This is a genomic window from Brevibacterium sp. ACRRH (assembly GCF_022346365.1).
GTDB lineage: Bacteria > Actinomycetota > Actinomycetes > Actinomycetales > Brevibacteriaceae > Brevibacterium > Brevibacterium paucivorans.
Genome location: NZ_JAKRMN010000001.1, coordinates 185323 through 205293, shown reverse-complemented (window position 1 = coordinate 205293; position 19971 = coordinate 185323). Strand labels below are relative to the sequence as shown.

The following is a 19971-nucleotide window of genomic DNA, read 5'->3' as shown; positions in this document are numbered from 1 at the left end:
GCCCTACAGCCCACGCGAAATGAGGTCCTTCATGATTTCGTTGGTACCGCCGTAGATCTTCTGGACGCGCGCATCGGCGTACATCCGCGCAATCGGGTATTCGAGCATGTACCCATATCCACCGAAAATCTGTACACACCGGTCGATCACGTTGTTCTGAATGTCGGTCGCCCAGTACTTACCTGCGGACGCCTGCTCGGTGGTCAGCTTCCCATCGATGTGCTGAGCAATGAGGTGGTCCACGAAGGTGCGTGCCGCGAACGTGTCGGTGGCGCATTCCGCCAGAACAAACTTGGTGTTCTGGAATCCCAGAATCGGGCGCCCAAAAGCTTCACGTTCCTTCGCGTAGTCAATGGTCAAACGCACCGCATACTCAGCCGTGGTCACACCGGTGACGGCCAGCGCCAACCGCTCCTGCGGCAACTGCTGCATCAGGTGGATGAACCCCTTACCTTCAACACCACCCAACAGGTTCTGGGCCGGCACCCGCATGTCCTCAAAGAACAACTCGCGAGTGTCCTGTCCGCGCTGCCCAACCTTGTCCAGAACGCGACCGCGCGAGAACCCGGGAAGGTCATTCACCTCGGCGACAATGAGCGACAGCCCCTTACCACCCGGCTGGTCGTTAGTACGCGCCACAATAATGACGATATCCGCGTGCGTACCGTTCGAAATGAACGTCTTCGCACCGTTGATGACGTACTCGTCGCCGTCCAAAACAGCCTTGGTCTTAACCGCTTGGAGGTCAGAACCAGTGCCCGGCTCAGTCATGGCAATAGCACCAACCAGCTCACCGGACGCCAGGCCCGGTAGCCAGCGCTTCTTCTGCTCTTCCGTTCCAATCGCGTTGATGTAGTGCGCCACAATCGTGGAGTGAACGGCGTAACCCCACGCCGCGTCGCCAATGTACCCCTGCTCCTGCAATACAACAGCTTCGTGGGCAAACGTTCCGCCACCGCCGCCGTACTCTTCCGGAATGGACACACACAGAAGTCCCAGCTCACCGGCTTTGTTCCAGAACTCGCGGTCGATCTTGTGCTCTTCGGCCCAACGCGCCAAGTTGGGCTTCGCTTCCTTCTCCAAGAAGGTCCGCGTGAGGTCACGCAGGTCATCGGTTTCTTCGGTTTCCCACGCACCGCGGTATCCGTCAAGAATCACTTTTGTACTCCTTTATTTGTGAGGGCGAAAGTCTATTTCGAAGGGCGAAAGTCGCCAGGCGATGGTCATTTACGGGCAATCTTCTCCCTCAGCTTGTGCTTTTGGATCTTTCCGGACGGGTTGCGCGGAATGTCCTCAATGATGAGTTCACGCGGAATCTTGTAGTGCGTCAGCAACGGTTCCGCAAACGCGCGCAACCCTTCAAGCGTGGGGTTCCCACCTTCAGCCGGGGTCACAACCGCCACGACCGTTTCACCGTAGTCCGGGTGCGGACGGGACACCACCGCAATGTCGGTAATCTCCGGGTACGCTGCCAACGCATTTTCCACCTCGGCGGAATACACATTGTGCCCACCGGTGATAATCATGTCTTTCAGGCGGTCAACCAGCGTGATGTACCCTTCCTCATCAACGTGAGCCAAGTCGCCGGTGTGTACCCACCCGTCGATAACCGTCTGCGCGGTTGCGTCGGGCCTGCGCCAGTATTCCTTCATCATGGACTCGCCCCGCATGATCATTTCACCCACCTCACCAGGGCGAACGTCCTTGCCTTCAGCGTCGACCACCCGGACTTCCGTGTTCAAAGTCGCATACCGGCCAGACGCTGATGGCTTGGCCTTGACCTCCTCATGCAGCAGGATGATGCCTCCGGGGCCACCTTCGGTCTGGCCGCACAGCTGGATAATCTCGGTCTGAGGCATCACCTCAAACAGGCGCTCCGCCACACTTCCAGGCATAGGTGCCGCTCCATAGAACGCCACCCGCAAGCTCGACAGATCGAACTTCGCAAGGTTGGGCGACCGCAACATGAACGCAAACATCGTGGGCACCCCGAAGAACACGTTAATCTTCGTTTTGTCGATCTCGTTAAGCACCGCCTCGGGGTCAAACCCAGAGTGAATGACCTGGTGAGCGCCCATCATCAGCGCTGGGAAGAACAACAGATTCAGCGCCGCGGAGTGGTACAGCGGGGCCACGATCAGGTAGCGGTCGCGGATGCGCAACCCCACGCCACCAATGGTGTTCACGCCCACCCACAGCACCCGGTGGTGGTCGAAAAGCGCGCCTTTTGGCTTTCCGGTGGTTCCCGAGGTGTAAATGATGAGGCAGTCATCGTCCTCTTCCAGCCCAAGCTCCACCGGCGCGGCAGGGCGCTGTAACGCCGCCCCGAGGAGGTCGTCACCGAACTCAGTAGCCCCCAGCGACCGCGCGTTAACCTTGGCAGCGGTCTCCGGGTACGCCTCGGCCCACGCCTTAACCGCAGGCGCGCACAGCGCGTCGAAGATAATCGAGTGTACGTCCGCGTCGGTGACGAAGTGCTCGATCTCTGCACCCGCGGACTTAGGGTTGACCGGGGCGACAATGGCGCCAGCCCGCAACCCACCTAGAACCGCGTACGCGAAGACGTCTGAGTTGCCCGCCACAATGACCAGCCGGTCTCCTTTGTTCACGCCTCGCTCAATGAGCTCAGCTGCGAACTGGTCCACGCGTTCGTCGAGCTCTTTGTACGTCAGCGTGGTGGATTCAAATGTAATCGCCGGCTGATCCGGGTACGTGTTTGCTGTCCTACGAAGTGCCAGTGGAAGTGTTGCCATGTCGACTCCTTTGTCGGGTTGGATCCATGTCGGATCAGATGTGTTTAAACGGCGATTGGTTCGATGGGCAGGTCGTGGGAGTGCGCGAATTCGACCCAGTGCGCAGTGGGCTGGGACGCAAACGCGGCCTCGAGTTCTTCGTGCTCCGACCCCAGCTGTTCTGCCAGGGCTTTTGCGAAGTGGGGCTCCAAGCACGCAACGGCAATGTGTCCGTCCTGGGTGGCGTACGTGCGGTATTCCGGCGAGGCTCCGCCCAGTCGCGTCCCGGGCCCGGTCAGACCGTGACGGGCTGGCCCGGCTGCCCACTGAGCGGCTTCGTCCAGAACCACTCGCTTGACAATTCCACCTGCCGCATCAGCTCCCCGGTTTTCTTTTTCGCGCAGTCCGGCAAGCGCCTGGAGGGCTGCGTGTTCTCCTCCCAAAACATCGGCGACCGGCACGGTGGGCATAGTGCCGGGAACCAAGGTTTTGTGGGCTGCTTGGTAAGTCAGGTCGTGGCCGGGTACGTCAGCGCGGTCGCCTGCGAATCCCACGATTTCAACATGAACCAGCCTGTACTTGTCGACTGTGTCTGGGATGCCCAGCGCATGTGCGGCTTTGGGACGCATGGCTGTGAGCAGAATATCGGCTTCTTTGGCGAGCTGGTCGAACTGTCGCACACCTTCAGGGGATTTCAGGTCGATTGTCACGACCTCCTGACCGGTAGCAAGTTCCTTGTAGTAGTCGGTGACATACAGGCTTAGGGGGTCGCCAATGGGTGGTTCGACTTTGACGACCCGCGCACCCAGGCTTGCCAATCGCGCCGCTGCGAGTGGGCCAGGCAGGTTCACGGCCAGGGTGATGACGGTGACGCCGGAGAGTGGCTGCTGATTCATCCGAGCTCCTCAACAATGTAGAGAACTTTGATTCAATGTATAACTGACTGAACAACTATTCAATAGATATAGTGGCTGAATTGCACGGGAGGACAGCACAATGGAAACAGCGCCAGACTCACACGGCCTCAACAGCGATCTCACTAGCCGGGCACGGATCCGCAACGCTGGCCTTCACCAGTTCGCCACCTCGGGCTTTGCGGGCACGCCCATGCGTGCCATTGCCGCCGAGGCGGGAGTCACCATTGGTCTGATTTCTCACCACTTCGGGTCCAAAGAGGGGCTCAAAGAGGCTGTTGAAAGTTGGATAGTGGAGCAGTTTGCGAACGCGATTGCTCGGGCGGACACTCAGGCGGGCGACTCAGTGGCGAGTGCGGCAAACCGCGATGAGTCGGTTGCGACGATGATGCAGGAGAACCCACTCATCGTTGCGTATTTACGACGTGACCTGCTTGAAGAAGGCGGCAGCCACACGTTGATCACGCGTCTTGCGCACCTATCAGGTGAAAGCATTGACGCCTTACGCGACCATGGGAAAGCCTCCCAGGACCGCAGCCGGGTGGAACAGGTAGTCAATGTGATGGTGCGGCAACTGGGGAAGCTGTTTCTGCAACCGCTTATTGATCAGATTGTGTTGTCATTTCCGGAAAAGGACCAGCCTCGCCATATTCCCGAACTTCACGTCACGGTGACGTCTCAGGATTAGTTTGGGCGCCCGATTCACAATCACACGTGTGGGCAGTGGGATGTTGCGATTGATTTTCTTCGCCTTCTGAGATGCTGTCCACAATCCACGAAGCAAGGGTGGCGGTTACTGAACCGATCAGTGCGATACCGGCGATCATGAGCAACGCGGCAATGAAACGTCCCAGCCCCGTCACGGGGTAAAAATCGCCGTAACCCACTGTTGTGATAGTGACAATGGACCACCACAATGCGTCAGAGAAATCGGTGATGTTTGCGCCAGGCTGGTTCTGTTCAGCATCAAGGATTGCTAGCGCACCCACAAAAATGAGGAAGACAAACCCTGCAAAAATATAGACGGTTGCCTGACTGCGGAGGCGTACGCCAACCTTCCGGTGGAAAAACTTAAGAAACGGAATGAGGCGCAGCAAGTAGAGCGGACGTAGAAACGGGAACACCGCGATGAGTAGCAGATGTAGGTGCCTGAAGAACCACGAAGCTCGATGTTTTACAAGCGCGAGACTCACGACGTAATCCACAACGTACACCGCCCACACTACGAACATGACTGCGAACGGCCACGAAATTTCACTTTCGCGCAGATTCGCGATCACCACGTACGCATACGCGGCAAGAAAGAGAGCCGAGCACGCGGCCATGGGCCACTCCGATATGGCGCACCACTTCTCGTAGCGGTCGCCGTGCCGAGGGGCCACACAGCGCTGGTCCGCATGGTTCGTTTTAGGGTTGTCAAGCATAGTCGTGATCAAGAATACCGCGGTGACACACCTAGACAACGAAGTGTTTTACGGCATGAAAAAAGTGGGCCCCGTGGTGTCCTGCGTCAGGACATAGTTGACACCAACACCCAGCAGTTTTGTCCAAGACAGTTGACACATCAGTCAGGACATCGTTGACACTTCCACCCCACTCCCGCACCAGTGGTGATAGTTGACACATCAGTCGCGACATCGTTGACACACACGGCCAGCGACAATGAGCCATGAGCTACAACAACCCCAACCTCGCAATCGTCAAAGCCGTGACCGAACAACACATGAGCGTCAGCCAAGCAGCCCGCATCACACTTCGATTCGCCGGACAAATGAAATACCTCGGCATCGGCCGCGCCCACACAGGCACACGCACACTCACCGTCATCACCGGCAACCACGCACTAACAACCAACACAGAAACCGGAGAAATCATCGCCGAACACAACATCGACACAGGCCGTCGTTACCAACCCAACCTGATCAAGAACACCCACCCAAACACAAACGCCACAAAGCTAGAACAACGCTCTAACCCTGCGGCGTAAAGTGTCAACTATGTCCCGACTGATCACAAAAGTGGGCCCCGTGGGGATCGAACCCACGACCCACGGATTAAAAGTCCGTTGCTCTACCAACTGAGCTAGAGGCCCACGCGTTTTAAACGCTCCTATAGTGTACGGGTTTTGCCTCTCCTTGCCAAAAGCTCTTGCCAAAACTCGTGCCACACCCGCACCAAAACGTTCGCCCGGCGACACTAAACCAGCACCACCGGGCAAACAACAGCGTGACTTCCCATCACGCAAAAGCCAACTTATTTACGCGCTGCGACTTCCTTCACACGTCCGCCCAGCGACATCATCAAGCTCACCAGGCCGAACGTCAACAAGATGTGACCCAGCCCAGCTATTCCAGCCGTCATGCCATTGCTGCTTGAACCACCCAAAGCCATGATGCCGTGTACCACCATCATGGTGATGGTCACCGCCATGCCCGCGTTGTACGTCCAGAAGAAGGTAGAAAACGTCGTCGATGACGACAGGTCAAACACCTTGTCCAACACCAGAACAATCAGCATGAAAAGGAAACCAAGCGCCAACAAGTGAGTGTGCAGAGTACTCAACTGGGTGTACTGCCCCTGCTCAAACCCAACAATCTTGGTGTACTCGCGATAAAACACACCGGAAGCCAGTCCAAGAATCAAGTACGTCAGAGCCGCGTAATACAACTTCCTCATTTTGTTCCCCACTCACTAAAGATAATTTCCGTTATCTCTATTCAGCCAGAAACCGGCCCCACATACAGCACCCAACTGGTTGAACATGGCATCAACCTTTCGGTTGATTACGCGTTCGCGTGCGGGTACTGCTCAAACACTGCGCGCACCTTGTTCTCTCGCGCTTCAGACATGACTCCAAAAGGCTCAAGCACCAACGACCGCTTGCCCTTCTGCCCCTTGCGACGCCAATAACCAACCACCTGGCTTCCAGCCACAACAGCTGACCGGAAAACACCGTTATTTCCAGGCACCAATGTTGCGTGATGTTCAGCTGGAACGATGTACGTGCGGTCGGGATACCCCAAGATCATCTCGTCAAACGGCGGTAACAACTGCGGGCGGTCCGTCACACGCCCCACCTGGGCAACCACCTCGGGAAGGTCCGGGGCACACAGAAGCGCATCCCCTGACTCATCAGTCCCCCACTCCTCCACAGAAGACTCAATATCGCGCGCGGCCGCACGAATCAGCGTCAACGGAAGCTTGGTCCACCACTGAAAATCACGCAATGTGACCGGCCCGCGCGACAACACATAACGACGCAAAAGCTCAGCCGTGGCAGCCTGCCGGTCGTCATTAAACGCAACAGCCAAGCGGCTACCATCCGGCAACCACTCACTCGACAAAACCACACGGTTCTCCACCGGACCGTCCTCGGTTAACGGCCCATACGTCACGAACATCGTTGACAGAAAATGCTTGAGCAAGTGATACGAACACCCGCCTTCCGTAGGCACGCCCGCAGCCGCCCACGCCTCAAACACCTGCGCACGCGTCGCGCCTTCCGGTCCCGCGCACTCACGTTCAAGAACGCCTCGCGCCACAGAAAAGTGTTCGTCCTCAATTCCCAACCGCGGACTGTTCTTGCGCGCCTGCTTCACCGCTGGGCCCGCGCACAGCTCAGTCATCCACCACAGGTCCTCAGCAGAGGTCACGAATACCGTCCCCCTCATGGGGTACCCACGCACCAACCGGCCACGTGAAAACGCTTCGCGGGTCCTCTCAAGTGCCACACTCGCCTCAACGCCGGACCCCGCATGCATCACACGCAACGCCACCGACGACAAAGCCCCCGGCAAATCCTGCCCCTGGAGGGCCCCGAGCCCGGTCGCTACCGCCTCGGGAGTCTCAAATGACGAACGACGCCCGCCCGGCGCAGGGCACATACCCTGCGCCACCAGGCGGGCGCGCACCAACGGCTTATCGACCATGGCGACTACAACCGATCCAACGACAACGGCACAGACTACAACCGAGCGTCCGGGCGGTACGTGCGCGGAGTGTCATCGCGCACCTGCGGTTCATCGTCAGACGCGGACGAACCAGACGACGAAGCAGCCCCGTCTACGACCTCGCCCTCAATAACGTCGCCCTGGCCGTCCTTCTTCTTTTTGGTGACCTTCAGCAGTTGCTTCAACCCACCCATGATGTCCGTGTCGCGCTTTGGGCTACTCACTTTTGGCTCCAATTCAGGTTCAAACACTGCAGGTGCAGGCCCAAACGCGTGCTGCGCGTTTTCAATCACAATGCCCGCCATCTTCCGGTTAACCGCGGCCCCAACCACGGCACCGATCCCAAACGGCAGAATCCGCCCAATCAGCGACCCAGCAGACCTCCGCGCGTAACGCTTAAACATGGCCTTCCGCATCTGCTTGGTGAGCATGTCCACCATCTGCGTAGGGATCTGCTTGGTGATCATGGCGCCCCACGCGGCGTCCCGGCGCGGAACGTCCTCGCCCTGCGCTTGCGCAGCGACCTTCTTGACCATGTCCTTACCGTCGTTCCCCAGCATGAGGCCCATAATCAGCGCATTCGCACGAGCTGGATCTTCGACCGGCAGGTTGTGAAGCTCTGCAATCGACTGGGCGTACAGCGCGGAACCTTCCAAGAACGCACCTGTTTCAATGGCCGCGACACCTAGTGCCGCGCCTGTTCCCAGCCCTGGGATCACGGCAGTTGCACCTGTGGCGGCACCCCCACCTGTCACCAGGTTCTTGTAGTGGTCAGCCAAAATGTCGGCCATCTGAGCCGGAGTCGCGTGGGGGTGACGGCGACGGACGCTACGGACGTAGGCCAAAACAATGGGACGCTGAACGCTCAACAGTTTGCTAATGGCCTTGGCAGCCATGGGGTTGACCGTTCCGTCCTTTTGAACGAGTTTGTCGGCAAGTTTGCCTGCACCGTGAGTGACGCGTGAGTTTGCCATTCCATTCCTTCCCGCGAATGCGTGTTCGTTAAGAAGCTTACGGATCGTTGGTGAATGTGTCCTGAACATCCAGGTCACCACTTGAGGCAACCATGACAAAACACGCACGCATGCACATTTATTCCACGGGTGGCGAAACTGCCTTCCCTGCCGTCCGTCACTGATCGCACCAAGCACCCACCGCCTCACCGGCCACACACCCACCCAAACCTGCTCCCCACCTCGTCCTACACTGGGCGGGTGGGAGATTTTCACAAGCCAGTCATGCGCGCAGACCTTGACGGGTACTCTGAGGCCCCGGGCCCCGCCCAAAAAGCCGAAGCCGCGCACAACCTCGCGCACCTTCTCATCCACGACCCGTCCGTCCCCCGCGATCAGGCCGCCACCGACCGCTTCGTTGCTTTAGAGCAGGAGTTCGGGCTCGAAACGCTCGCCGAACTGTGGAGCAGCGCCCCTGCCGTGTCTCTCCCCGGCGCGCTGTATCGCCTGTACGCGCTGCACAGTTGGATCACGCGCCGGCCGGACGAGGCATCCGGCTGGTTTTCTGCTGGTCGGTCAACGTCCCCCGCCGAGGTCGTCGCCGGTGTCGCTGACCCGCCGGGTCCGCGTGAGGTTGCGACGATGGCTAGGGAGATCCTCTCCGGTGCATTCCACGGTGACTTTTCCCACGCATGCGACCGGGCCGCCGCGTTTGTGTTTGTCGCTGCCCGAGGTCGTGCCACCGAAGACGGCCCCGGCCTTGCCGAGTTCCACCGCATGGGTGAGGACCTGCGTGCGTCCGCTCGCCTGTATCGCGAGGGCAACCTGGCATAGCGGGCGCGGCCTGTCCGGCCAGAGCCGCCCCACCCCACCAAAGCCAGCCCCCGCCTCGGGTTCGTTACAATGGTCGCGGGTGCCGGTCCGCTGAAGCCCCGGGCTCCAACTTTTGCCGCTACGAGCGGCCTTTCGCCGAGAGGCGCTCTCGGATCGGCACCCGTCGTATCGATATAAGCCAGAGGTCGCCATGAGTCTTCGTCGTTTATCAAATGATGATGCTATTTACGAGCTGCTACACAAGATAGCGGTCACTGTACGCGACGGAAATCTAGCGCTGGCTGAACTGTCCGGCATTCCCGCGGGCAAGCGGCGTGAGGCTCTGAGCCGCATGAACGAACTCACCCAGGCGGCAGACGACCACGCCGGCGCCGTCAAGCGTCAGCTCCGCGAAAACTACCTGACACGGTTCGACCGCCGGCTCATTTACCGGTTATCTGAAGCGTTGCGCGACGTTGTTCACCGGCAGGACGCGGTCGGCTTCGCCATGACTTCTTCTGCCTTCGACGAACTCCCCGTGGGCGTCCTCGAAATGCTGGCCCTACTGTCCAACCAGGCTGACAACACGTTACGCATGACCCAGCGCCTACGCGCCAAACCCGATCAGTGGGAGTACGTCGACACCATCGAAACGCTTCACTTGCGGGCCGTCACGTTGCAACAGCAGGTGACCGACGTCGTTCCTGGCGCGCGCGTGGGCCTGACGTTCTTGGCAGCCGCCACCTCTTTAGGTGCCGCGTTCATTCGTGCCTCCGACGGGTATAAGTCGGTCGCTGCGGTGGTCGCGGAAATCGCTTTGGACGAGTCCTAGGGGCGCACAAGCTTTGACCTTCGCACCACTCTCGTCGGCACCACTCTTGTCAGCACCACCCATCAGCGAGGCCCCATGGATCTAGCAACTCTGTGCGTCCTGCTCTTGGGCATTTCGTTCGCGTTTTTTAACGGTTTCCATGACGCCGGTATCACCGTGGGAAACGTCGTGGCCACGCACGGTTTAAATCCACGTGTTGCACTGGCCATGGCAACGGGCTTCAACTTTGTTGGCGCGCTTTTGGGCCAAGGAATCGCCACCGTAATTGCCACCGAGGTCGCAAACTTCCACCACTCCAGCACCCAGCTGTTAGCAGTTTTGGGCGGGGGTCTGGCAGGAGCCCTGTTAGTGAACGTCGCCACGTATTTCATGGCCGTTCCGATCGCTTCGACTCACGTTCTCATGGGTGGTTTGGTTGGCGCGTGGCTGGTTGTCGGGTGGGACGACCGCCCGTCCATCATGTTCGACGAAACCATCGCTTCAATCTTCATCATGCCAATCGCGGCTCTTTTCGCCTCGATCGTCCTCACCCGCATTGTCCTGCGCGTGGTGGCCAGTTATCCGCCCAAGCCGTTGTTCAAGCGTTGCCGCCAGATGAATAGTGTCATGGTGGCTGGGCTGTCGTTGGCTCACGGGTCCCAGGATGCGCAAAAGGTTGGCGCTGTCATGGGGCTTGTGTGGGTGTCGGGTGTGCATCCCGGCGCCGAGGTCGTTATGGGCGGTCGTCCATGGGTCCTCATCGTGTTGACGGCTGTGGCTTTGGCCTCAGGCACGTGGTTTTCTGGCTGGCGGGTAGCTCGCACGGTGTCAGTGTCGATGGTGCGGTTGGATCCGGTGACGTCGGTTATTTCGAACGCGACGTCCGCTATTTTCCTTGGTTTGGCAGCTTTCGTTTTCCGTATTCCTGCGTCGATGAGTTTTGTGGTCGTCGCTTCTAACTTAGGAACCGCGCGGAGACGTCAGGACATTCGCGTGCGCCCGTTACTGAAGGTGTTAGCGGCCTGGATTTTGGGCATTCCAGCGGCTTCGTGTGTGGCTGCGTTGTTCACGCTGCCTCTCCTCATGCTGACGTAGCTCAGAAACCCATGTAGCGCCCTGGTCGGTGGTTAAACGCCAGGACCAGGTTGAGGATGACCGCGCCACCAGCTGACAGCAAAACGATGTACCACGGGGTCACGAAGAGCGACGCCAACACAATGAGTACGTCAAAGGACATTTGGAAATACCCTGCACTGATGCCGGCGCGTTCTTGCACAATGAGCGCCAGGATGTTGACGCCGCCCAGGCTGGCTTTGTGCCTAAACAGAATGAGCAGCCCCACACCTGCTAGCAGGTTTCCGCAGATTACGCCGTAAACGGGGTGAACGTGTACGTTCATCACCAGCAGGTGGAAGTCGGTGAGGACACCTACGGCAACCACGCACAAGATGGTGCGGATCGTGAAGTTCCACCCCTTTTTCCAAATCGCCAAGATGAAGAAGGGAACGTTGACCAACGGGAACAGCCAGGCGACAGGAAGGGGCACCAGGTAGCTGACCAACAGCGATAACCCTGCGGTCCCACCTGTTACAGCTCCCGCGGTTTTCAGGAAGAAGAGCCCCATGGATGCGACAAAACATCCCGTGATGAGCCCCATGAGGTCTTCGGCCCACGAGTGCTTGAGCTTAAGTTTTTCTGCTTCGTTCTGTGCCACTGATTCTGCCACCGCTACCTCCGCGATCGATCTTCTCACAGAGTGAGCACACGTGCGCAACACTCCAAGAAAGGTTCCTGATCCATACGGGAACTGGCCCGTGTACATATAAAGTGGAGGCATGCGCATTGCACTGTTTGCCACGTGTATTGTCGACGCGATGTACCCCGAAGTCGCGCGCGACACCGTCGAGATCCTGGAGCGTTTGGGCCACACGGTCACGTTCCCGCAGGGGCAGGTGTGTTGCGGTCAGATGCACATCAACTCTGGAAAATTTGACCAAGCAGCACCGGTTGTACGCAATCACGTCAACGCTTTTGAAGACGCGAGTTTTGACTACGCCGTAGCCCCGTCAGGTTCGTGTGTGGCTTCACTGTCGCACCAGCACGGCATGATCGCTCAGCACGTTGGAGACCACGATCTAGAAGAGCGCGCCGCCCAGGTTGCTTCGCGCACCTTTGAGCTGGCTCAGTTCTTAACGGACATTGCCAAGATCGACAACGCGGCCGAACAACTGGGGAGCTACTTCCCGCACACCGTTGCGTACCACCCGTCGTGCCACGGAATGCGTCTTTTGCGGCTGGGCGACCGCCAGAAAAAACTGCTGGAGACTGTAGAAGGCACCACAGTCGTTTCGCCTTCTAACTGGGATACATGCTGCGGGTTTGGCGGAACCTTCTCAGTAAAGAACCCGCAGGTCAGCTCAGCAATGTTGGGCGACAAGGTCGATGCGCTCATCAACACGGGCGCCGACGTGTGTACCGGTGGTGACGCCAGTTGCCTCATGCACATCGGTGGTGGATTGTCCCGCACACGCGAACTTAAACCGCAAGATGCGCACATCCCGCCTACTGTTCACTTGGCTCGTATTTTGGCATCGACAAAAGAACGACCCCTCACGCTGACGGGAGGATCAGTCCGATGAGCACGTTTCTAGGAATTCCACGCCGTCGAACCACTAACCCGCGTCTATCGCGCGCTGTGCCCGGAACGGGAAACATTGTGGAGAAAACCCCGTTCCCCACACTGGCTGAACACGAAATGAGTAACGTTCAGCTTCGGTCGAACCTGTCTAAAGCCACCACGACGATCCGCACCAAGCGTGCGGAACGCGTTGCAGAGATGCCTCACTGGGAGGACCTGCGAACCCAGGGCCACGACGTCAAGACGTATGTCATGGAGCACCTGCCGGAACTGCTCGTTCAGTTCGAAGAAGCGGTGAAGCAGCGTGGTGGCCACGTCCACTGGGCCGCTGATGCTGGCGAAGCCAATGCGATCGTTGAGAAACTCGCCCGCGAACACGCCCCCGTTCTTCCGTCCGGTAGGCGTGAGGTCATCAAGGTGAAGTCCATGGCCACTCAGGAAATCGGGCTGAATGAGCACCTGGAATCGCGCGGAATCGACGCGCTGGAAACTGACTTGGCAGAACTGATTGTGCAGTTGGGTAATGACCGCCCAAGCCACATTCTTGTTCCCGCTATCCACCGCAACCGCAACGAGATCCGCGACATTTTCATTCGCGGCATGGAATCGGCAGACGAAAGCCTCACCAACGATCCTAAAGACCTGACACGTGCAGCACGCGTTCACTTGCGTGAAAAATTCCTTAGCACCAAGGTCGCCATTTCTGGCGCAAACTTCGGTATCGCTGAAACGGGAACGCTGTCGATCATCGAATCTGAAGGTAACGGTCGCATGTGCGTGACCTTGCCCGAAACTCTCATTTCCGTCATGGGAATCGAGAAAATTCTGCCTCGTTTCTCTGACTTGGGTACGTTCATGCAGCTTCTCCCGCGCTCATCGTCGGGCGAGCGCATGAACCCGTACTCGTCGTTCTGGACCGGTGTCACAGAAGGTGACGGGCCACAAAACTTCCACGTGGTACTCCTGGACAACGGCCGTACCCGCGCACTTGCCGACGAACACGGCAAGCAGGCGCTTCACTGCATTCGCTGTTCTGCGTGCATGAACGTGTGCCCGGTGTATGAACGTACTGGTGGGCACGCTTATGGTTCGGTGTACCCCGGCCCAATTGGCGCGATCTTGTCCCCGCTTCTGACCGGCGTGGAAGAAGGCGAAAACGGTTCCCTTCCGTATGCTTCCAGTTTGTGTGGCGCGTGCTATGACGCGTGCCCCGTCAAGATCAACATCCCAGAAATGCTTGTGCGTTTGCGCGCGCAGGATTCTGAGAAGAACTCCTCACCGTCCCAGCTCAACGCGGCGCTTAAAGTGGCGTCCTGGGTCATGTCTGACGGTCGTCGCATGAGCGCCGCCGAATCAGCCCTTCCACTGGCCGCGCTCGTGGGGCGTGACGGCTTTAAGTCACTCCCTGGAATTGCAGGGGCCTGGACAAACACCCGCACTATTCCCGCTCCCCCACGCGAATCGTTCCGTTCGTGGTGGCGCAAGAACCGAGGTGACGCATGAGTCGCGAACTAATTCTCAACCGGATCTACGACGCCTTGGGTCGCTCACCTCAGACGGCACCCCCGGCCTCTCCTACGTTGCCTTCAGCGAAGCCGGCGGATCCGCTGAAGGCGGAGACGACCTCGGCGTTGGTGGACCTTCTCACCGACCGCCTGGTGGACTACGACGCCACCGTCACAAACGCAAACCCAGGCACGGTTGGCAAGGTTGTGGCGGAGCTGTTGGGCGACGCGCAAACAGTGGTCATCCCGCACGACCTCCCAGAAGACTGGACGGCTGCCTCGACGGCACAGTTCCACGCGGACTCGGTGGAAGAACCACTAAGCGTGGACCAGCTGGACACCGTTGATGCGGTGGTGACCGGGTCGACCGTTTCGATCGCGGAGACCGGCACCATCTGCCTGGCCGGAGCTGCCACAGGGCGCCGGGCTATCACGCTCGTTCCGGACCACCACGTGGTTGTCGTCAAGATTTCGGACATTGTCGAAAGTGTGCCGCAGGCTGTTGAAGTTCTGGTTGAACGTGACCTCGACACGGCTGTGCAGACGTGGGTTTCGGGGCCGTCGGCCACGGTGGATATTGAGCTTGAACGCGTCAAGGGTGTCCACGGACCGCGCACACTGAACGTGGTATTCCTCGAAGACTAGCGAGCACGTTCTTCATAAAAAATCTATAACGACCACAAAAATGTGACACAGAGCACTGTATGCTTTTCAGCAATGTGATTGCGATCACATTGCTGAAAAGCGCAGTGTACGTGCGCCTCACCCCCAGGAGGATCTGTGAAACGTTTCTTTAGTACGGTCGCTCTTATTGCGTCATCAGTACTCGCACTTTCCGCTTGTTCAGGTGGCGGAGGCGGTACCACCGAAAGCGGAGTCGAACTCGTGAAGGACGGCAAGCTCACGCTGTGTTCGGACATCCCCTACGAACCTTTTGAGTACGTCAAAGACGGCGAAACTGTTGGTTTTGACATCGACTTGTCAAAGAAGCTCGCGGAACGCCTTGACGTTGAACTTGACGTGATTACCTCGCAATTCGAGGGCATCCAGACGGGTACCGCACTTGATACAGGACAGTGCGACATCGTCCTCTCTGGTCTTTCGATCACAGAAGAGCGCAAGACCAAGATGGACTTCTCCATGATGTACCTCAAAGACAATCTCGCACTCTTGGCAGCCAAGGACTCCGGCATCAAGTCGCTCGATGACGTGAAAGACAAGAAGGTCGGTGCACAGGCAGCAACCACTGGAGAGTCCTACGCAAAGGAGCACGGGCTTTCCACCGTTCAGTTTGAGACTGGCGGAATGCTCACCCAAGCCATGCAGGCTCGTAAGATCGATGCCGCTGTTGCAAACGTCTCCATCATTTACGCGGCAACCAAAGCCGATGACTCGCTAGCAATGGTTGAGGAGTACGAAACTGGCGAAGTTCTCGGTGCAGCGGTCAAGAAGGGCAACACCAAGATGCTTGATGAGTTCAACGGCATGCTTGAAGAGATGTTCGAGGATGGCTCATACGACAAGCTGGTTGATGAGTGGTTCGGAACTGTCGCCGACGCAGCACGCGTTGATCCAGAAAAAGCCAAATCAAGCAAGTAAATACTAAAGCGCGACCGCGTCACAGCAATGTGACGCGGTCGCCTTGAGTTCGGTGTCACCTACACACACAACAACCAACGCTCAGGAGCTCTTTCATGGCCCTCACTATGCAACAGCGCGCCAAGATGTCACTGGGGATCCAGTACGCAATACTCGTTGTAGCAGTCATCATTCTGGCAATCGCAATCGACTGGGCAAATATCGCGGATAAATTCTTCAACCCCAAGATCATCGCGCAGCAGTTTCCCCTCGTTATCACCACGGCACTGAAAAACACCATCATCTATACGGCGCTAGGGTTCGTCTTTGCGATGTTCCTGGGTAACATCCTGGCGCTCATGAAGATTTCGTCCGTGGCACCGTACCGGTGGATTGCCACCGCTTACATTGAGTTCTTCCGAGGTGTCCCCGCACTTCTGGTTTTTGTCGCCTTCGGTTTTGGAATCCCCGCCGCGTTTTCGATCAACCTCAACACGTACGTCACGGTGATGCTGGCGTTAGGAATCGTGGAGTCGGCCTACATTGCCGAAACCTTGCGTGCGGGCCTGCAGGCAGTTCCAAAGGGCCAGTACGAGGCTGCTCGGTCACTGGGCATGAGCCACTCACGGGCCATGTTCACAATCGTGGTTCCGCAGGCCATGCGCATCATCTTGCCCCCGCTGACCAACGAAATCATCATCATGACCAAGGACTCGTCCCTGATTTACCTGTTGGGCTTGTCCGCGTCTCAATACGAACTCGCACTGTTCGGAAAGAACGCAATTACTGCACCCGAAGCTGGCCTCACGCCACTTGTTGTGGCCGGTGCTTGTTACCTAGTGATCACCCTGCCACTGGGATGGCTCGCACGCCGGTTTGAATCGCGCCAGGCAAAGGAGAGGAAAGCATGACTGACGCAGACTCCACAGCCCCCAGCACCTCTGGCAGCACGGCCGCGACTGACGTCGCTGACACTGCCAGTAACGTCAAGGGCGTGAAGATCACTGACCTTCACAAGAGCTACGGAAACGTGGAGGTGCTCAAAGGAATCAACTTCGAGGTCAAACCCGGCGAAGTTGTGTGCCTGATCGGCCCGTCTGGATCCGGTAAGTCGACCCTGTTGCGTTGCATCAACGTGCTAGAGACATCTAATTCAGGGACCATCGAAGTGGCCGGATTCGTCGCCACTGACCCCGAAACTGACCTCAACAAAATGCGTCGCCACGTGGGCATGGTGTTCCAAGGGTTTAACCTGTTCCCGCAGATGACAGCGCTTGAAAACTGCGTAGTTGGGCAGGTGAAAGTCCTCAAACGCGACCCAGCACGGGCCAAGGAAGTCGCAATGCGCAACCTCAAACACGTGCGCCTCGACCACCTTGCCGACCGCCACCCTGACCAACTGTCGGGCGGTCAGCAACAGCGCGTGGCCATTGCCCGGTCGCTCTCCATGGATCCGGACCTGATCCTGTTTGACGAGCCCACCTCGGCGCTGGACCCGGAAACCGTGGGTGGCGTTTTGCGAGTGATGCGCGAACTGGCCGCGGCAGGCATGACCATGGTTGTGGTCACACACGAAATGGAGTTTGCGCGCGAGGTCGCTGACAAGGTGGTCTTCATGGACGGTGGGGTTGTGGTTGAGCAAGGGCCCCCGTCCGAGGTGTTGGCCAACCCCCAGCACGAACGCACCAAGTCGTTCTTGGCTCGCGTTTCCGACCACGGGGAAATCGACAACGACTGAGCAGGTTACCGGTGTGACTGTTGTGGCCCTCGCCCGTATGGGAGGGGGCCGCTTTGCGTCGCGTGTGGGAGTAAGGTTGTTTCGTCCGAGTGATGACTGGAAGGACCCTCATGGCTGATGCGACCGTTCCCCGCTTGTCCCCCATGTCTCTCCTGCTCATTGGCGCTTTCACCGGCTTGATGTCTGGCCTCTTTGGCGTCGGTGGCGGTTTCATCATCGTCCCTCTTCTGCTGTTACTGGGCATGAAGCAGAAACTGGCGGCAGGGACCTCGGTCATTGCGATTCTTCCCACGGCCATCGTGGGCGCGATTGGGTATCTGACGCTGGGACAGGTCGACTGGGCGGCAGCGATCTTGCTGGCCGTGGGCATGATTGTGGGGACGCAGATCGGTGGGCGACTCCTGCAGATTCTGCCTGAGTCTGTCCTGTTCTGGATGTTCTTGGTAGCCCTCCTGCTCATAATTCCAAGCTTGTTCCTGATCGTTCCTTCACGTGACGCGCACATTGACATCACGGTTATTGTGGGGATTCTTCTGGTGATCACCGGGGTGATCGTGGGGATCCTTTCGGCCCTTTTGGGCGTGGGCGGCGGGATCGTCATGGTGCCAGTACTCGTGCTGCTGTTTGGGGCGAATGACCTGGTGGCGAAAGGAACCTCCCTACTCATGATGATTCCGGGGTCAATTTCTGCCACGATCGTGAACTACCAGAACAAGAATGTGGATCTGAGGGCGGCTGCGATTCTGGGAATCACAGCGTCAGTCGTGTCACCGCTGGGCATTTGGATCGCAGAGTTCATCACGCCCAAACAGTCGAACTACGCCTTCTCACTGCTGCTGATCTTCACTGCGATCCAGCTCGTTGCACGGAGGTATCCACACTGGGTGAGGTTCGGTAAAAAAGAAAAGTGAACTCACTTGCAGGATGATGTTCACGCATGGAGCTCAATACTTTAGAGTGTCCAGAGTCACAACCGAACGATAAGGAGTTTCCATGTCGATTCCTGCAAAGATTCCCGACTCAGCTAACGAAGAAACCGCAAGGGTTGCTGCCCGGGCCGCTTTGGTTGGGACCGCTATGGAGTGGTACGACTTCTTTCTTTTCACGACTGCAGCCGCGATCGTGTTCAATGTCCAGTTTTTCCATTCCGACGACAAAGCGGTCGCACTTCTCGCGTCTTTTGCCACGATGGCAGTCGGGTTCGTTGCCAGGCCAGTAGGTGGCCTTATTTTTGGTCACTTGGGAGACAAACTTGGACGCAAGACTGTTCTCATGATGACGATCGTGGGAATCGGTGTCACTACCGGCATGATCGGCATGCTCCCCACATACTTCCAGATCGGAATCTGGGCCCCAATCTTGTTGGTGGTTCTTCGCATTTGTCAGGGTTTGGCAGTAGGCGGTGAATGGGGTTCAGCGGTAACAGCTGCAGTAGAATCAGCTCCTGCACATCGACGTGCTCGCTACGCTTCATATCCACAGATCGGTTCTCCTATTGGAACCCTCTTGTCGTCTGGTGGTTTCTTTATCGTGGGCGTACTGGTTCCAAAAGAAGCTTTCGAAGCTTGGGGTTGGCGTATTCCATTCCTCTTAGCTATCCCACTTTTGGTGGTTGCTCTTTACATTCGGAAACAGTTAGACGAAACACCTGTTTTCCGTGAACTGGAAGAAAACGCACAAAAGCAAGAAGCTCCCATTTTGCAGGTATTCAAGAGCTCCCTGCCGCAAGTGCTCGTAGGATTCGGAACCAACTTTCTTGGTGTTGCGGGCTTCTTTCTTGTCACGACATTTGTTGTTTCGTACGGAAAGAACTTCCTGAACTTGTCGTCCAATCTGATGCTGGGAGCGACTCTCCTGGCGGCTGCATTTGAAATTGTCGTGATCGTTCTATTTGGGCGCTTAGGTGAACGCTGGGGTGCGGCCCGGGTTTCTGCGTTCGGCGGTATTCTCACGGTCATTGTGGCGTTCCCCGTTTTCTTTATGGTGGAAACGAAAGCCCCGCTTCTTGTTATTGCGGGGATGACACTTGGCGTAGGGGCCCTCAGCATTCCTTACGCTGTCAATGGCGCGCTTCTCACTGCGCTCTTTCCACCCCAGTTTCGACTGTCTGGAGTGAGCCTATGTGCCAACATTTCGGCGATTTTCGCCGGTTTTATTCCGACGCTTGCAACTGCTCTTCTCAAGTTCTCCGGAAATGCATGGTGGCCAGCACCGTGCATGCTTATGGTGATTGCGGGAGTAACGACGTTGGCATCACTGCTAGCCCCGCGTCTGTCGATCGCAGTCGAAGGCTACAAAGCGTAGGCTAGGTTTTGACCAACTTGCAATGACGCCAGAGG

Annotated in this window: 21 protein-coding genes and 1 tRNA gene; 13 read left to right on the top strand and 9 right to left on the bottom strand. The window is 57.7% G+C overall.

The genetic code is table 11. From position 1 onward, the window contains the following. Positions 1-3: 3 nt before the first annotated feature. The 3 genes from MHX53_RS00945 to MHX53_RS00935 all read right to left on the bottom strand — a co-directional run bounded on the left by MHX53_RS00945 (position 4) and on the right by MHX53_RS00935 (position 3628). Positions 4-1158, bottom strand: a complete 1155-nt coding sequence (locus tag MHX53_RS00945) for an acyl-CoA dehydrogenase family protein (RefSeq protein ID WP_239270916.1) — start codon at positions 1156-1158, stop codon at positions 4-6. Positions 1159-1223: 65 nt separating this feature from the next. Further along, positions 1224-2753 carry an AMP-binding protein gene (locus MHX53_RS00940; RefSeq protein WP_239270915.1) on the bottom strand — a complete coding sequence of 510 codons (1530 nt, stop codon included), beginning with the start codon at positions 2751-2753 and terminating at the stop codon, positions 1224-1226. A 44-nt stretch (positions 2754-2797) separates the two neighbouring features. After that, a complete protein-coding gene (locus MHX53_RS00935) occupies positions 2798-3628 on the bottom strand; it encodes a CoA transferase (protein WP_239270914.1) in 831 nt (276 codons plus the stop codon). Between the two features lie 100 nt (positions 3629-3728). Here MHX53_RS00935 and MHX53_RS00930 point away from each other — a divergent pair, with 100 nt between their 5' ends. Continuing rightward, positions 3729-4334: a TetR/AcrR family transcriptional regulator gene (locus MHX53_RS00930; RefSeq protein ID WP_239270913.1), complete on the top strand. Its 606-nt coding sequence runs from the start codon at positions 3729-3731 to the stop codon at positions 4332-4334. On the opposite strand, the gene MHX53_RS00925 is transcribed toward MHX53_RS00930, so the two are convergent. Further along, positions 4312-4971 carry a potassium channel family protein gene (locus MHX53_RS00925; protein WP_180965348.1) on the bottom strand — a complete coding sequence of 220 codons (660 nt, stop codon included), beginning with the start codon at positions 4969-4971 and terminating at the stop codon, positions 4312-4314. The genes MHX53_RS00930 and MHX53_RS00925 overlap by 23 nt on opposite strands. A gap of 344 nt (positions 4972-5315) precedes the next feature. Between MHX53_RS00925 and MHX53_RS00920 the strand changes: the two genes are divergently transcribed. After that, positions 5316-5633 carry a hypothetical protein gene (locus MHX53_RS00920; protein WP_239270912.1) on the top strand — a complete coding sequence of 106 codons (318 nt, stop codon included), beginning with the start codon at positions 5316-5318 and terminating at the stop codon, positions 5631-5633. Positions 5634-5665: 32 nt separating this feature from the next. Here the strand turns inward: MHX53_RS00920 and MHX53_RS00915 are convergent. The 4 genes from MHX53_RS00915 to MHX53_RS00900 form a co-directional block, all read right to left on the bottom strand. Then, positions 5666-5738: transfer RNA gene (locus MHX53_RS00915), tRNA-Lys, on the bottom strand. Positions 5739-5899: 161 nt separating this feature from the next. After that, positions 5900-6322 carry a DUF2871 domain-containing protein gene (locus tag MHX53_RS00910; RefSeq protein ID WP_204514962.1) on the bottom strand — a complete coding sequence of 141 codons (423 nt, stop codon included), beginning with the start codon at positions 6320-6322 and terminating at the stop codon, positions 5900-5902. 107 nt (positions 6323-6429) lie between these two features. After that, positions 6430-7575, bottom strand: a complete 1146-nt coding sequence (locus MHX53_RS00905) for a winged helix DNA-binding domain-containing protein (RefSeq protein WP_239270911.1) — start codon at positions 7573-7575, stop codon at positions 6430-6432. A 35-nt stretch (positions 7576-7610) separates the two neighbouring features. Beyond that, complete coding sequence (locus tag MHX53_RS00900) at positions 7611-8570, bottom strand: hypothetical protein (RefSeq protein ID WP_204514964.1); 960 nt, start codon at positions 8568-8570, stop codon at positions 7611-7613. Positions 8571-8810: 240 nt separating this feature from the next. Between MHX53_RS00900 and MHX53_RS00895 the strand changes: the two genes are divergently transcribed. From MHX53_RS00895 to MHX53_RS00885, 3 genes are all read left to right on the top strand, one after another. After that, positions 8811-9383 carry a hypothetical protein gene (locus MHX53_RS00895; protein WP_239270910.1) on the top strand — a complete coding sequence of 191 codons (573 nt, stop codon included), beginning with the start codon at positions 8811-8813 and terminating at the stop codon, positions 9381-9383. 190 nt (positions 9384-9573) lie between these two features. Next, a complete protein-coding gene (locus MHX53_RS00890; protein WP_102239005.1) occupies positions 9574-10194 on the top strand; it encodes a DUF47 domain-containing protein in 621 nt (206 codons plus the stop codon). A 75-nt stretch (positions 10195-10269) separates the two neighbouring features. Next, positions 10270-11268: an inorganic phosphate transporter gene (locus MHX53_RS00885; protein WP_239270909.1), complete on the top strand. Its 999-nt coding sequence runs from the start codon at positions 10270-10272 to the stop codon at positions 11266-11268. Position 11269: 1 nt separating this feature from the next. Here MHX53_RS00885 and MHX53_RS00880 read toward each other — a convergent pair whose 3' ends face one another. Continuing rightward, a complete protein-coding gene (locus MHX53_RS00880; protein ID WP_338028620.1) occupies positions 11270-11899 on the bottom strand; it encodes a YitT family protein in 630 nt (209 codons plus the stop codon). A gap of 109 nt (positions 11900-12008) precedes the next feature. On the opposite strand from MHX53_RS00880, the gene MHX53_RS00875 reads away from it, so the two are divergent. The 8 genes from MHX53_RS00875 (at position 12009) to MHX53_RS00840 (ending at position 19936) form a co-directional block, all read left to right on the top strand. Continuing rightward, the gene (locus MHX53_RS00875; RefSeq protein ID WP_204514968.1) at positions 12009-12812 is read left to right on the top strand and encodes a (Fe-S)-binding protein; all 804 of its coding nucleotides are present in this window, start codon (positions 12009-12011) and stop codon (positions 12810-12812) included. Beyond that, positions 12809-14314 carry a LutB/LldF family L-lactate oxidation iron-sulfur protein gene (locus MHX53_RS00870; RefSeq protein ID WP_239270908.1) on the top strand — a complete coding sequence of 502 codons (1506 nt, stop codon included), beginning with the start codon at positions 12809-12811 and terminating at the stop codon, positions 14312-14314. Before MHX53_RS00875 ends, MHX53_RS00870 begins: the two co-directional genes overlap by 4 nt. After that, on the top strand, positions 14311-14961 hold the full coding sequence (locus tag MHX53_RS00865) for an LUD domain-containing protein (RefSeq protein WP_239270907.1): 651 nt from the start codon (positions 14311-14313) through the stop codon (positions 14959-14961). Before MHX53_RS00870 ends, MHX53_RS00865 begins: the two co-directional genes overlap by 4 nt. A gap of 135 nt (positions 14962-15096) precedes the next feature. Beyond that, a complete protein-coding gene (locus MHX53_RS00860; RefSeq protein ID WP_204514971.1) occupies positions 15097-15915 on the top strand; it encodes an ABC transporter substrate-binding protein in 819 nt (272 codons plus the stop codon). Positions 15916-16010: 95 nt separating this feature from the next. Next, positions 16011-16805, top strand: a complete 795-nt coding sequence (locus MHX53_RS00855; RefSeq protein WP_102238999.1) for an amino acid ABC transporter permease — start codon at positions 16011-16013, stop codon at positions 16803-16805. Continuing rightward, positions 16802-17632, top strand: coding sequence for an amino acid ABC transporter ATP-binding protein (locus MHX53_RS00850; protein ID WP_239270906.1), 831 nt, complete (start codon positions 16802-16804; stop codon positions 17630-17632). Before MHX53_RS00855 ends, MHX53_RS00850 begins: the two co-directional genes overlap by 4 nt. A gap of 110 nt (positions 17633-17742) precedes the next feature. Beyond that, a complete protein-coding gene (locus tag MHX53_RS00845) occupies positions 17743-18543 on the top strand; it encodes a sulfite exporter TauE/SafE family protein (RefSeq protein WP_102238998.1) in 801 nt (266 codons plus the stop codon). An 82-nt stretch (positions 18544-18625) separates the two neighbouring features. Continuing rightward, positions 18626-19936, top strand: a complete 1311-nt coding sequence (locus MHX53_RS00840; protein WP_102238997.1) for an MFS transporter — start codon at positions 18626-18628, stop codon at positions 19934-19936. Positions 19937-19971: the final 35 nt, after the last annotated feature.